12 protein-coding genes are annotated in these 12692 nt (G+C 68.6%); 6 read left to right on the top strand and 6 right to left on the bottom strand.

The window, feature by feature from the left end; all coding sequences use genetic code 11:
* The first annotated feature begins 4 nt into the window (after positions 1 to 4).
* Positions 5 to 523: an AAA family ATPase gene (locus ACWDR3_RS23815; RefSeq protein WP_450354556.1), complete on the top strand. Its 519-nt coding sequence runs from the start codon at positions 5 to 7 to the stop codon at positions 521 to 523.
* Here ACWDR3_RS23815 and ACWDR3_RS23810 read toward each other — a convergent pair.
* The 3 genes from ACWDR3_RS23810 to ACWDR3_RS23800 all read right to left on the bottom strand — a co-directional run bounded on the left by ACWDR3_RS23810 (position 480) and on the right by ACWDR3_RS23800 (position 3398).
* Positions 480 to 2249: an MFS transporter gene (locus ACWDR3_RS23810; protein WP_450354555.1), complete on the bottom strand. Its 1770-nt coding sequence runs from the start codon at positions 2247 to 2249 to the stop codon at positions 480 to 482. The genes ACWDR3_RS23815 and ACWDR3_RS23810 overlap by 44 nt on opposite strands.
* Complete coding sequence (locus ACWDR3_RS23805; RefSeq protein ID WP_450354554.1) at positions 2246 to 2713, bottom strand: MarR family winged helix-turn-helix transcriptional regulator; 468 nt, start codon at positions 2711 to 2713, stop codon at positions 2246 to 2248. Before ACWDR3_RS23805 ends, ACWDR3_RS23810 begins: the two co-directional genes overlap by 4 nt.
* A 97-nt stretch (positions 2714 to 2810) precedes the next feature.
* The gene (locus ACWDR3_RS23800) at positions 2811 to 3398 is read right to left on the bottom strand and encodes a TetR/AcrR family transcriptional regulator (RefSeq protein WP_450354553.1); all 588 of its coding nucleotides are present in this window, start codon (positions 3396 to 3398) and stop codon (positions 2811 to 2813) included.
* Between the two features lie 159 nt (positions 3399 to 3557).
* On the opposite strand from ACWDR3_RS23800, the gene ACWDR3_RS23795 reads away from it, so the two are divergent.
* The 3 genes from ACWDR3_RS23795 (at position 3558) to ACWDR3_RS23785 (ending at position 6153) form a co-directional block, all read left to right on the top strand.
* Positions 3558 to 4577 carry an aldo/keto reductase gene (locus tag ACWDR3_RS23795; protein ID WP_450354552.1) on the top strand — a complete coding sequence of 340 codons (1020 nt, stop codon included), beginning with the start codon at positions 3558 to 3560 and terminating at the stop codon, positions 4575 to 4577.
* 24 nt (positions 4578 to 4601) lie between these two features.
* Entirely contained in the window at positions 4602 to 5468 is an 867-nt protein-coding gene (locus tag ACWDR3_RS23790; protein ID WP_450354551.1) for an LLM class flavin-dependent oxidoreductase, read from the top strand.
* A 109-nt stretch (positions 5469 to 5577) separates the two neighbouring features.
* Positions 5578 to 6153, top strand: a complete 576-nt coding sequence (locus ACWDR3_RS23785; protein WP_450354550.1) for an XdhC family protein — start codon at positions 5578 to 5580, stop codon at positions 6151 to 6153.
* 77 nt (positions 6154 to 6230) lie between these two features.
* On the opposite strand, the gene ACWDR3_RS23780 is transcribed toward ACWDR3_RS23785, so the two are convergent.
* Together ACWDR3_RS23780 and ACWDR3_RS23775 are read right to left on the bottom strand one after the other, a co-directional pair.
* Positions 6231 to 7745, bottom strand: coding sequence for an alpha/beta fold hydrolase (locus ACWDR3_RS23780; RefSeq protein ID WP_450354549.1), 1515 nt, complete (start codon positions 7743 to 7745; stop codon positions 6231 to 6233).
* 112 nt (positions 7746 to 7857) lie between these two features.
* Positions 7858 to 8442: a TetR/AcrR family transcriptional regulator gene (locus tag ACWDR3_RS23775; protein WP_450354548.1), complete on the bottom strand. Its 585-nt coding sequence runs from the start codon at positions 8440 to 8442 to the stop codon at positions 7858 to 7860.
* Between the two features lie 135 nt (positions 8443 to 8577).
* On the opposite strand from ACWDR3_RS23775, the gene ACWDR3_RS23770 reads away from it, so the two are divergent.
* Both ACWDR3_RS23770 and ACWDR3_RS23765 read left to right on the top strand, forming a co-directional pair.
* Entirely contained in the window at positions 8578 to 10056 is a 1479-nt protein-coding gene (locus ACWDR3_RS23770; protein ID WP_450354547.1) for an MFS transporter, read from the top strand.
* Between the two features lie 106 nt (positions 10057 to 10162).
* Positions 10163 to 10609: a DUF6086 family protein gene (locus ACWDR3_RS23765; RefSeq protein ID WP_450354546.1), complete on the top strand. Its 447-nt coding sequence runs from the start codon at positions 10163 to 10165 to the stop codon at positions 10607 to 10609.
* A 28-nt stretch (positions 10610 to 10637) separates the two neighbouring features.
* Here ACWDR3_RS23765 and ACWDR3_RS23760 read toward each other — a convergent pair whose 3' ends face one another.
* Positions 10638 to 12434, bottom strand: coding sequence for a CocE/NonD family hydrolase (locus ACWDR3_RS23760; protein ID WP_450354545.1), 1797 nt, complete (start codon positions 12432 to 12434; stop codon positions 10638 to 10640).
* Positions 12435 to 12692 lie beyond the last annotated feature (258 nt).

Genomic DNA, 12692 nt, shown 5'->3' with positions numbered 1-12692 from the left:
CTGCATGGAACGGATCTTGGTGGTGGGTGTCTCCGGCGCGGGGAAGTCGACCCTCGCTCGGGCGGTGGGCGAACGGCTGGGAATTCCGTACCACGAGATGGACGCGCTGTACTTCGCGGGCCCGAACTGGACCGTGAACGACAAGCTGACCGAAGAGATGGCCCGGATCGTCGCCGAACCGCGGTGGATCATCGACTCGATCGGCTATCCCGAGGTCCGTGACCTCCTCTGGGACCGGGCGGACACCGTGCTCTGGCTGGACTATCGCAAGCGGGTGATCATGCCCCGCATCCTGCGCCGCTCCCTTCGGCGCACGATCACCCGTGAGCTGATCTTCAACGGCAACAGGGAACCCTTGGCCGGCTGGCTGAGCAGAGAGCATCCGGTGCGGTGGGCCTGGTCCCAACATGCGCCTCGGCAACGGGAGATCACCGACCGCACCGGAGACCCGCGCTTCGCCCCGCTCACCACCCTCCGCTTCAACCGCCCGGCCGAGACGGCGACTTGGCTGGCTTCTCTTTGATCTCTGGTGTCGGTGTGGGCTCGGCGCGGTGGCTGCCCCGCAGGGCGGAGGCCACGGCGGAGACCAGCGCCATGCCGGCGGCGACGCTGAACACGATCGCCAGACCGTGGTGGAACGGACCGGAGACAAGCCGCGGAAAGAAGGTGTGGCCGGTCAGCACGGCACGCTGAGCCGCCGACACGTGATCGAGGGCCCCGTCGGCTGACAGCAGATGCTGGATCGGGTTGTTGCCGAGGAACGTGGCGAACAGCGTGCTCACCGGCGGCAGCGAAGCCGCATGCTCGGCCGCTCCGGCCGGAACGCCGTTGGCCTGAAGCCCGCTGCTCAGCGTCGTCGGCAGCCTGGACGCGAGCCCCGAGACCATCAGCGAGAAGAACACACCGATGGACAGGGCCGTACCGGAGTTCTGGAAGGTGGAGCGCATGCCCGAGGCGACGCCCCGGAACTCGGCCGGCACGCTGCCCATGATGGAGGACGTGTTCGGCGCGGAGAACAGGCCCTGGCCAAGGCCGTTGAGCAGCAGCAGCGCGGCGAACAGCCCGTAGTCGAAGTCGACGGGCAGGGCCAGCAGTCCGACGAAGGAGAGCGCGACGACGATCAGCCCGGCCGTGGAGAACAGGCGCGCGCCGAACCGGTCGGACAGGTAGCCGGAGACGGGGCCCGCGACGAGGAAGCCGATCGTGAGCGGCAGCATGAAGATGCCGGCCCACAGGGGAGTGTCCTCGAAGTCGTAGCCGTGCAGGGGCAGCCAGATGCCCTGCAGCCAGATGATCAGCATGAACTGCAGGCCGCCCCGCGCGATCGAGGTCAGCAGCGCGGCCACGTTGCCCGCGGTGAACGCTCGTATCTTGAACAGGGCCAGGTTGAACATGGGCTCGGCGACGTGCGTCTCGATGTAGCAGAAGAGCAGCAGCAGGGCGACGCCGCCGAACAGGCCGGTGAGCACCCAGGGGTTGCCCCAGCCGGTGGCGCTGTCGCCGTAGGGCTGGATGCCGTAGGTGATCCCGGCCAGCAGGATTCCGGCGCCCGAGGCGAAGGTCAGGTTGCCCAGCCAGTCGACCCGGCCGGGGCGGCCCGCCGAGGTCTCGCGGAGGCTGAGGTAGGACCAGATGGTGCCGGTGATGCTGATCGGGACGCTCACCCAGAACACGGCACGCCAGTCGACGACGGCGAGCAGGCCGCCCGCGAGCAGGCCGAGGAACTGGCCCGCGAGGGCGGTGATCTGGTTGATGCCCAGGGCCATGCCGCGCTGCCGGGCGGGGAAGGCGTCGGTGAGGATGGCGGCCGAGTTGGCGGTGAGCATGGACCCGCCGAAGGCCTGCACGACGCGCCACAGGATCAGCCACATCGCTCCCGCTCCCGCGTGGAACGGGTCGAGGGAGAGCGCGACGGAGGCGATCGCGAAGATCAGGAACCCGAGGTTGTAGATCCGCACCCGGCCGAACATGTCGCCGAGCCGCCCCAGTACGACGACCAGCACGGCGGAGACCAGCAGATAGCCCAGGATCATCCACAGCAGATAGCCGATGTTGCCCGGCGCGAGCGGATCGAGGCCGATGCCGCGGAAGATCGCGGGCAGCGAGATGATCACGATGGATGCGTCCATCGTGGCTATCAGGACGCCGAGCGTGGTGTTGGACAGCGCGACCCACTTGTATCCGGGGCCGACGGGAGTGGTCTTGTGGCGGGCCGATCGCAGGGAGCCCAGCCTGGACTCGCCGCTCACAGTCGCTCCGCCAGGAGGTCGAGCAGGGGCAGGGCCGCCGCGAGCGTGGTCCGCTCCTCGTCACTGAACTCGTCGAGGACGGTGCTGAGCCGGTGGATCGACTCGGAGCGCCGCTCGTCCAGCATCGCGCGCCCCTCTTCGGTGACGGCCACGATGCTGCGCCGCCCGTCCGCGGGGTCGGGGGTGCGGTGTACGAGCCCGCGCTGTTCGAGGACGGCGAGCGTGCTCGCCATCGCCTGCGGGCGCACGCGCTCCGACTCGGCGAGGGAGGTCGGCGAGTCCGGACCGTCGGACGCGAGCCGGGCGAGTACCGAGATACCGGAGAGGGACACGTCCCCCACGGCGTGAGCCTGCCGCAGCCGCCTTCTCACGCGGCCCACCGCGAGCCGGAGATCGGCCGCGAGCCGTGCGGTGTCGTTTGGGTCGAGGGTGTCGCCGCTGTCTGTTTCTGTCTCTACCTGCACGTTTACTAACAGTAGGCTTAACAGCTTGGACTGCTCAATCAATTGTTAGTAAATCCGTGCAGGGGCCAACGGATCCCGCGTAGGTCCGTCGCGGCCGCTACGGCCGGCGCAGCCCCGCGATGAGCAGCTCGACCAGCCGGCGCGCGTCGTAGTCGGGATCGCTCTCCGCGCCGATGCAGAGGTTCCCGACGCCCCGCATGAGCTCGTAGGCCTTGAGTCCGGAGCGGATCTCGCCGGCCTTGGACGCGGCTTCGAGGAGTTGGCCGCACACCGGCACGAGACGGTCGAGGAAGTAGGCGTGCAGCGTGTCGAAGCCCGCGTTGTCGGACTGCAGCGCGGCGGCGAGGCCGTGCTTGGTGACCAGGAAGTCTGCGAAGAGGTTGATCCACTGCCCGAGCGCGGCGTGCGGTGAAGCGCTGCTCGCCAGCAGCGCCGGGCCCGCTTCGGCGCAGGCGTCGACCTGGTGCCGGTAGACGGCGACGATCAGGTCCGCGCGGGTGGGGAAGTGGCGGTAGATCGTGCCCAGCCCGACGCCGGCCTTCGCCGCGATGTCGCGCACCGGCGCCTCCACGCCCGAGGTGACGAAGACCGAGGCCGCCGCGTCGAGCAGGGTCTCCTTGTTGCGCCGGGCGTCCTTCCGCTTGGGCTGGGCGGCCTGCCTCGGGCCCTCGTCGTCGTTCCCCACCGGGTCGCTCCTTCCGTCACCGCACTTGCCAAAACGGAACACGGTTCCGTATCGTCGTTTCCGGAACGATGTTCCGTTTGCTCATGATGCCAGAGCAGGAGCCCCGGCAACCACTCCGCGCATTGTCACCGCGTTTCACCCGCCATGGAGGAACCCGTCATGCAGTACCGCACCTTGGGCCGCACCGGCGTCCAGGTCAGCACACTCGCGCTCGGCGCGATGAACTTCGGCCGGATCGGGCGCACCACCCAGGACGAGGCCACCGCCATCGTCGACGCCGCCCTGGAGGCGGGGATCAACCTCATCGACACCGCCGACATGTACGGCCGGGGCGAGTCCGAGGAGATGGTCGGCAAGGCCGTCGCCGGCCGCCGCGACGACATCGTGCTCGCGACCAAGGCGGGCATGCCGATGGGGGAGGAGCACAACCAACAGGGCAGCTCCCGCCGCTGGTTGGTCACCGAACTGGACAACAGCCTGCGCCGCTTGGGCGTCGACCACGTGGACCTCTACCAGATCCACCGCTGGGACCCGAACACCAGTGACGAGGAAACCCTGTCGACCCTGACCGACCTGCAACGCGCGGGAAAGATCCGCTACTTCGGCTCCTCGACCTTCCCCGCCTACCGCATCGTGCAGGCCCAATGGGCCGCCCGCGACGGCCACTTGAACCGCTACGTCACCGAGCAGCCCGGCTACTCGATCCTCCAGCGCGGCGTCGAGTCCCACGTCCTGCCGGTGACCGAGGAATACGGGCTCGGCGTACTGGTGTGGAGCCCGCTCGCGTCGGGCTGGCTGTCCGGCGCGATCCGCGAGGGCCAGGACGTCACGACCAACCGCTCGACCTTCATGCCGCAACGCTTCGACACCACCATCGCCACCAACCGCGCCAAGCTCGACGCCGTGGAGCGGCTCGCCAAGGTGGCCGACGAGGCGGGCCTCACGATGATCCAGCTCTCGCTCGGATTCGTCACCGCCCACCCCGCCGTCACCAGCGCCCTCATCGGTCCCCGCACCCTCGACCACCTGCACTCGCAGCTCGCCGCCGCCGACACCGTGCTCTCCGCCGACGTCCTCGACGCGATCGACTCGATCGTCGCCCCCGGTCTCGACCTGGCCCCGCACGAGAAGTCCGACACCCCGCCCGCCCTGCTCGACCCGTCACTGCGCCGCCGTTGACCGCCCGAGAGGACCGACCACCCCATGTCACCCACATCTCGCCCCCGCTTCGGCATCATGACCGCCCCCCAACAGGTGGACTACCACGACGTCCTACGGGTCTGGCGCGAGGCGGACACCGTCCCGGAGATCGAGCACGCCTGGCTCTTCGACCACCTCATGCCGATCGGCGGAGACCCTGACGGACCGGCGTACGAAGGCTGGACCCTGCTCTCCGCCCTGGCCGCCCAGACCCGACGACTACGCCTCGGCGTGATGGTCACCAGCAACCGATTCCGGCCGCCCGCCATGCTGGCCAAGATCGCCACCACCGTCGACATCGTCTCCGAAGGACGCCTCGACTTCGGCATCGGCGTCGGCTCACGCCCCGACCACCCACTGGCCCGACGCGAATACGAGGCCCACGGACTGCCCTTCCACGACTCCGCGCACGCCGTGGGCAGCCTCGCCGAAGCCTGTACGGTCATCCGGCGACTGTGGACCGAGGACAAGCCCTTCGACTTCCACGGCACGTACCACCACCTCACCGGCGCCTTCGGCAACCCCAAACCCGTCCAGCGCCCCCACCCGCCGATCCTCATCGGCGGCCGCTCGTCCGCCACCCTCCGCCTGGTCGCCGAACACGCCGACCTGTGGAACATCCCGGGCGGCGACATAAAGGACGTGATCAGCCGCAGCGCACTGCTGGACCGCTACTGCACCGAGATCGGCCGCGACCCCGCCGAGATCACCCGCTCGATCCACCTGCCGGTCTCCTACGACCACCCCGGCGTCACCCGCGCAGCGATCGGCCTCGCGATCGACGCCGGCTTCCACCACATCGTCCTGGGACTGCCGACGCCGTACCCCTCGGAGGTCGCGCGCTGGGTGGCGGACGAGCTCATTCTCTAGCCGCGTGATTCCGTCGCGTCTCCACCGAACGCCTTAGCGGAGATTTATTCTCCGGTTATAGTGACCGCAGGACGCAGCTACTCCCCGCCCCAGAGCACGGAGGACCCGGATGCGCGACCTGCTCCCAGCCCTCGCCGAGTGGTACGCGGCCAAGCGGCCGTTCGCCGTCGCCACGGTGACCGGGGTGGAGGGGAGCTCGCCGCGGCGGCTGGGTGCCGTTTCGGTGCGGGGCTCGGCCGGTGAACTGCTCGGCGGCATCTCGGGGGACCCGCTGGATGCCGCGTTGCACGAGCTGTCGGGGCGAGTGCTGGCCGACGGATGCCCTCAAGTGGCCTGGTTCGACACCGAGTTGACGGATCCCTTCGAACCGGATCTGCCGTCCGCGGGAAGCGTCGAGGTTCTCGTACGCCGGGTCGATCCCGCCACGGACGAGGCCTTCGCCCTGTTCCTGACCTCCCTCGCGCGCGGGGTCGCCGTCACGCTCGCCCTCACCGTCGACTGCGCCCACCCCGAACGGGTCGGCTCGGCCCTGGCCGTCACCCGCGAAGCCGTCCGAGGCACGCTCGGCTCGGAGAAGTGGGACCGCGAGTGCCTGTACCGCCAGCGCGTGGGCGGTTCCGGGATCATGCACCTGGGCGACGTGCTGGGTGGCCCCGCCTCGTTCTTCCTGCTCAGACAGCACTGATCGGTCAGGAACGCTGCGGTTGGGAGGCCATCTGGGGCTGCGGGCCGCGGCATTGACCACGGCCCGCAGGTGGTCGGTCAGCCGGTGGGGCTCGGAAGGGGTGAGGGCGCGCACTCCAGGTCGGCGTGCCGGCCCGTTGTGCGTGCGGGCAGGGCACCGGTGGTGAGGTAGGCCGAGATCGCCGCGTCCACACAGGAGTTGGTGCCGGGCGTCCCGCCGTTGGTGGTGCCGCCCGGCACGCTGACGAGCGCCGAGTGCGGGAAGCGGGCGCGTACTTCGAGGCTGCCCTCGAACGGTGTGGCCGCGTCGAGGGTCTCCGCGACCAGCAGTGCGCTGCCGACCGCCTTGCCGGTGACACGAACCGGCTTGCCCGCGGAAGCGCCCCAGGTGCGGCAGGGCGCGTTGAACCACGTGTTGCCCCATGTCGTCATCGGCGCGACGGCGGCGGACGCTTCCGTGTCGGTCCTCCAGCGCGCGTAGTCCGTCGGCCAGGGAGCGTCCGTGCACACCTCGGCGAGCAGGGCGGCGTAGGTGTTGTCGTTGCCGAACTGCATGAGCTGGTCGAACAGGGCCTTCAGCGTGGCGCCGTCGCCCTGGTGCACCCAGCCGGAGAACGCGCTACCCAGCATCGGCCAACTCGCCTGGAAGTAGGGGGCCACCAGGAAGATGTCGGCCCATTCGTCGGGACCTATCACTCCGGCGGCGGGCGTCCGCGTGACCGAGGCGAGTTGGGTGTCCCATTCCTGGGTCACCGCCTGCCGCGTCGCACCGAGGTGGTAGACGTCGTCGTGTGCGGCGAGCCAGTCGAACCAGAGGAGGGTGTTGTCCTCCAACTGGGCGTTCTGGTCGAAGTTCGCTGCGTCGTACCAGACGCGGCGGGGGTCGACGTTGCTGTCGAGGACCATCCGGCGGACGCGCTGCGGATGGAGGGTGGCGTAGACCTGGGCGATGTATGTGCCGTAGGAGTGGGCGTAGATGGTGAGCTGGTCGGCACCCAGCGCGGTGCGGATGGTCTCCATGTCCGCCGCCGTGTCGGTCGCCTTCATGTGGTCGAGCAGCGCCGACTGTTCCGGAGTGTCGCAGGCTCGGGCATAGCCTTCGGTCCGCGCGAGCCAGGCCTGTTCCTCGGCGGCCGTCGCGGGCTCGTAGGCCGGTCGGTCGTAGGAGAAGTACCCGCTCTCGCACGACAGCGCCGGCGCGCTCGGGGCGAGGCCTCGGCGGGCGAAACCGACCCAGTCGTACGCGCCAGCGGCGGTCGCGGGCAGCCGCGCGCTCTGGAGCGGATCGCTGTAGCCCGACCCGCCGAGCGGATTGGGGGCGGCCAGCACGACTCCCTGGTAACGGTCCGCGGGCACGGTGTGCCGGATCCTGGACAGCGCCAGGGTGATCTTCGTTCCGGTCGGATGCGCGTAGTCCAGTGGCACCTGGAGCTCGGCGCACTCGGCGCCCGCCTGGACGAGGGTCGGGTCCGTGCAGTCCGTCCAGGCGACAGCGGGCGCGGGAGATGCGGGGGTTGCGGACGACGGGGTTGCCACCGAAAGGGGCAGCAGAAGGAAGGCGCCCGTGATGGCGCCGACCAGGGACCGTCTCATGTGACTGTCTCCATGCTGTGGGGGTGTTCAGAGCTACCGGGCACACAACTCTCTTCACCACCACGGGAGTTCCCCTCAGCCGCACTTGAGCGGCAGGGCTTCCCAGGTTGGACTATGGAGTGCTGTCGGGTGCGATGCCGTGCATGATCAGGTCGGTGAGGACGTCGATGGCCGTGGCGCCGTTCTCCGGTGAGCTGCGGAGCTGGGCGTAGCAGAAGGATTCGAGCATGCACACAACCGCCTGTGCGGTGAGGGTGTTGTCCTCGCGCGGGCCACGCATCTGCTCGATGTGGTCGGCCCACATCGCCACGTGGTGACCGCGCAGGTTCTCCCATGTGCGGGCGAATCCTTCGTCGGCCTGGGCGGCCTGGAAGATGCCCGTCATCTCGGCGAGGTGCAGGCGACTGTTCTCCCAGTACGCCTCCACGTGCGCGCGGACGTCGTCACGCGTCGCGAACCGGTGGTCGGGGCCGAGGGTTCCGTGGGCGTGATCGCGGTGTGAGGCCAGGAAGTCCTCCGCCAGCGACCGCATCAGGTCGTCCTTGTCGGTGAAGTACCGGTAGAAGGATCCCGCCGCCTTGCCGGCCTCCTTGGTGATGTCGGTGATCTTCGTCTGCGCATAGCCCTGGCGGAGGATGAGCCGTCTCGCCGCCGCCTTCAACTCGGCTTCCGTGCGCTGCGACTTGGCGGTCTGCACCGTGTTCACTCCCTGAAGTCCCGCGGGTGGTCCCGCGACCAGTTTGACAGATCAGCGGCCGGGAGTGAAAATGAATTCAGATTCACTTTCATTCGTGCCCCTGCCCCTGTCACCTCGAACGGGAGATCCGAGACCATGCCCCTCACCGAATCGTCGGACGCGCCGGTCGCTCCGGCCCAGGTCGCCGGCCCTGCCACGCCCTCGCGTCCGTGGTGGGCCGTGGCCGTCATCGCGCTGGCGCAGCTCATGGTCGTACTCGACTCGACGATCATGAACATCGCGCTGCCGTCCGCTCAGCGGGCGCTCGGCTTCTCCGACGGTCAGCGCCAATGGATCGTGACGGCCTACGCACTGGCCTTCGGCAGCCTGCTCCTCCTGGGTGGCCGGCTGGCCGACCTGTTCGGACGGCGGCGGATGTTCGTCACCGGGATCGTCGGGTTCGCCCTCGCCTCCGCGCTCGGCGGTGCGGCATCCGGCTTCGCCTGGCTCGTCACCGCCCGAGCCCTGCAGGGTCTCTTCGCCGCGCTCCTCGCGCCCGCCGCGCTGTCCCTGCTCACCACGACCTTCACCCAGCCCAAGGAGCGCGCGAAGGCCTTCGGCATCTACGGAGCCGTGGCCGGATCGGGCGGCGGCATCGGGCTGCTGCTGGGGGGAGTGCTCACGGGATATCTGTCGTGGCGATGGACCATGTACGTCAATGTGGCCATCGCGGGTGTGGCACTCGTCGGCGCGCTCGTCATGCTGCCCCGCTCGTCCCGCACGAGTAGGCCGAGCTTCGACGTACCGGGCACACTCCTGGCCTCGGTGGGCCTGTTCGCGGTCGTCTACGGGCTGTCCGACGCGGAGACATATGGGTGGACCTCACCCAGGTGCTGGGCTCTGCTGCTCGTCGGCCTCGCCCTGTTGGGTGCCTTCACGTGGTGGCAGAACAGGGCCGCACAACCCCTCCTGCCCCTGCGTGTTCTTCGCGATCGGCTCCGCGGGGGTGCCTTCGTGTCCATCCTGCTCGTGGGCGCGGGGATGTTCGCGATCTTCCTCTTCCTCACCTACTTCCTTCAGGACATCCAGGGCTATTCACCGGTCCGAACCGGGTTCGCGCTGTTGCCCATGACCCTGGGCATCATGGCGGCCGGCCAGATCTCCACGATCAAGCTGGTGCCGAAGCTTGGTCCCCGAGCTGTCTTGACCGGCGGTTTCGTCCTGGCGGCGCTCGCCATGGTGTGGCTCACCCACATCGGCCTGACCACCGACTACGTCACCGATGTGCTGCCGCCGCTTGTGGTGGCAGGCCTGGGACTGGGTTGTGTCCTGCCGCCCGCAATGAGCCTGGGCACCTACGGTGTGGCAGCGCCGGATGCCGGAGTGGCTTCGGCGACCGTCAACACCATGCAGCAGATCGGCGGTTCGATCGGCACGGCGCTGCTCAACACGATCGCGGCAACCGCGACGGCGACGTTCCTCGCGACCCACGACTCCGGCGACCGCACGGTGGCTGCGCAGGCATCGATCCACGGCTACACCACCGCGTACTGGTGGGCGGCGGGCATCTTCGCGCTCGGCGCGGTAGCGGCGGCGGTGCTGTTGCCGCGACGTCGGACCAGTGACCGACCGTAAGTGACCGCTGCCATGCGGCTGTTGGGGGAAAGCCAAACTCGGATGCCTGCCGACCACCCGATGATCTACCGTCGCCCGTCAGGGCGGTTGAACGGGGGGATCGATGATGAGCAAGTACTTCGACATGGGTGACGAGACCCTGTGGAATCCGTCGAACGGTGCTGGACGCCTCTTCCTGAAACAGACCGAGGTCTTCGAGGCGGAGCTCAAGACACCTTCGGGAATCGGCCCGGGCGAGAACTGGGGCGACCCGGACACGCTTGAGGTCGACCAGGCCGCGTACGCCGAGTTCGTACGCGCCCTGGTCGCCTGGCACTGCCGAACGGGCCACACAGTGATCCTCGCCCTCTCCGAGGGCTACGTGGCGACGGCACTCGCACTGGCACGGCGAGCAGGCATCGAGGTGACGATGCCCGAGCCGGTGCCCGGCGAGGAGAGCGGTGGCGTCCGGTACGACATCCAGGCTCCCGGTAATCCCCGGGGCACGACGGCCGTCGTCGTCGACGCGCTGGAGACACGTGCGCGGGAGATGGACCACTGGATGGCCCGCTGAGCGAAGGCTCTGTTTCGGGCCGCGCAGTTCAGGACGAAGGACCCCAGTTGTCCTCGCTCGGCGTTGCCGCACCCGGTGATGTCAGCGGCAGGTTGATGAATGACGCCGCTTCTGGGGAGCGTTCGATCCTGTAGAGGCCGCCTGTGAGGTTGGTGAGTTGTTGGGGGGTGGGGGCGACCTGGAGGTGGTAGTTGGCGGGGGGCTGGCTGTTGATGGTGACTTGGATTCTGTAGCCGGCCGGGATCTTTGCGAAGTGGGACAGGAGGGAGATGTCGTACCTGGTCGTCTGTCCGGGGGTGACGGGTTGTTGCGAGGCCTGGGTGAAGGGGTGACTGGGCTTGAGGAGTGTCTTGTTCTTGCCGTACAGGCTGTCCTTGGCGTCCGTGGCGCGTTGACTGCCGAGGAGGATGCCGTCGGCCTGCTTGGTCACCGTTCCGTCCGGCGCGACGATGTTGAGTGTGGCCGTCAACTCGGTCTCGGCCGTGGTCGACTTGGCGTAGAGGGTGACATCGGTGGGCCCATTGAGCAGGGCCGCCTTGGTGAGCGGAGCCGTTGTGTAGGTCAACGTGTTCGCCGCGGTTGCGGCGGCCCAGGTGAGGCTGTCGCTGCCCTTGGCCTCCGGCTTGGTCGCCGTCAGGGATCCGTCGCCGAGGTAGTACGTCTTGGCGTCCAGGGACAGCGGCCAGGCGGCACGGTCGACCCAGGTGTCCGCGCCGTTCTCGAACAGGTGCAGGGGAGTTGAGGTGGCGGCCATGCCGGTGGGCGCGTTCTTGAGCCAGGTGTCGAACCACTCCAGCCGAATCGCTTGCAACGACTCCTCGTTGACGTGTTCGCCGTGGGTCCAAGGCCCGACAATCGCCTGATAGCGGCCGGTGACAGGTTCGCCCTGCGTGATGGGCGACGTCAACGGCCGGTGGTAGTAGGCGTTCTGGCTCGCCACGTACGCGTCGAGGTTCCCGCCCGGGAAGATGTCGTTCCAACCGGCCTCGCTCAGGGCCGGGATGTTGTTCTTGACGATCTGCGGGATGAGTTGCTTCTGGACGCTCCGCGCCTGCCAGTACGCGTCGTTGTACGAGCGTGAGCCGCCCGAGGCCTGCTGGGCGATCGTCACCGCCTGCGGGTCGGTCGCGGGATCGTCCTCGGGGCCACGGGGTTGGGCTCGGGCGATCCCGGCCACGAAGGTGGTGGGGATGCCGCCGGAGGCCGTGAGGTCGTTGTAGAAGTCCGAATCCGTGCAGAACGGCGCGATGGCCTTGAGGGCGGAGTTCTTGCCCACGGCCGCCGCGGTGAACCACTGGTTCACCCCGAGATAGGAGCAACCCTCAAGGCCCACCTTGCCGTTGGAACCCGCCAGACTGTGTGCCGCCCAGTCGACCAGGTTGGCCCCGTCACGGCCCTGCCGGTCACCGAACCAGTCGACCTGCCCGCCGGAGTCACCTGTGCCGCGGACCGCCGACGCCACGAAGATGTAACCCCGCTGCACGAAGTAGGCGCCGGTGTCCGTGGGGTCGGAACGCCCCGAGCCGTAGGGATTCTGTGTCAGCAGTACCGGGAACGGGCCCGCCGCGCGTTCGCCCGTACTCGGGTCGGTCGGATAGACGACCTCCACGGAGATCTTCACACCGTCGTCCATGGCGACGGTCGTGTGCACGGGTTCGCTCGGCGTGTAGGTGGCAGCCGGTGGCTGCCAGGTCGACGCTGCGGCCGGCGCCCCGATGGCTGCCGTCTGACCTGCCACTACGAGGATGAGCGCTGCTGAACTGCTGGCCAGTACCGCGACCGGGTGAGCCGCTCTGATCCGGTGCCTGGTCTTGGATTTGGGCATGCGGGTTCCTTGAGGTCGGTGGTGGTCTCCGTCGTGCATGGGGGAACTGGGCCCTGTTCGGCCGGCTCGGGGTGCGGAGTGGCGGGTGCGCCGATGACGGCCGTACACCAGGATCCTGGACGACCGAATGTTCGGTAGTGTCAGGAGGGTTGTGGGCCACTGTCAAGGGCTTGCGCAAGTTGGGAAGTTGAGAAGGTGGGACTTGAGTCAGGTGCGCCGAGTGGCGGTCGTCCTGGGTCAGGAAGATGTGTCGTCCGA

This window comes from Streptomyces sp. NPDC001002 (assembly GCF_053599215.1).
The sequence above is the reverse complement of the archived record's forward strand: the minus strand, read 5'-3'. Positions and strand labels throughout refer to the sequence as shown.

What these genes read in the sequence shown, in the direction of transcription:
- ACWDR3_RS23815 (WP_450354556.1), top strand. Translation starts at nt 5, where the DNA reads ATGGAACGGATCTTGGTGGTGGGTGTCTCCGGCGCGGGGAAGTCGACC.
- ACWDR3_RS23795 (WP_450354552.1), top strand. Translation starts at nt 3,558, where the DNA reads ATGCAGTACCGCACCTTGGGCCGCACCGGCGTCCAGGTCAGCACACTC.
- ACWDR3_RS23790 (WP_450354551.1), top strand. Translation starts at nt 4,602, where the DNA reads ATGTCACCCACATCTCGCCCCCGCTTCGGCATCATGACCGCCCCCCAA.
- ACWDR3_RS23785 (WP_450354550.1), top strand. Translation starts at nt 5,578, where the DNA reads ATGCGCGACCTGCTCCCAGCCCTCGCCGAGTGGTACGCGGCCAAGCGG.
- ACWDR3_RS23780 (WP_450354549.1), bottom strand. Translation starts at nt 7,745, where the DNA reads ATGAGACGGTCCCTGGTCGGCGCCATCACGGGCGCCTTCCTTCTGCTG.
- ACWDR3_RS23770 (WP_450354547.1), top strand. Translation starts at nt 8,578, where the DNA reads ATGCCCCTCACCGAATCGTCGGACGCGCCGGTCGCTCCGGCCCAGGTC.
- ACWDR3_RS23765 (WP_450354546.1), top strand. Translation starts at nt 10,163, where the DNA reads ATGAGCAAGTACTTCGACATGGGTGACGAGACCCTGTGGAATCCGTCG.
- ACWDR3_RS23760 (WP_450354545.1), bottom strand. Translation starts at nt 12,434, where the DNA reads ATGCCCAAATCCAAGACCAGGCACCGGATCAGAGCGGCTCACCCGGTC.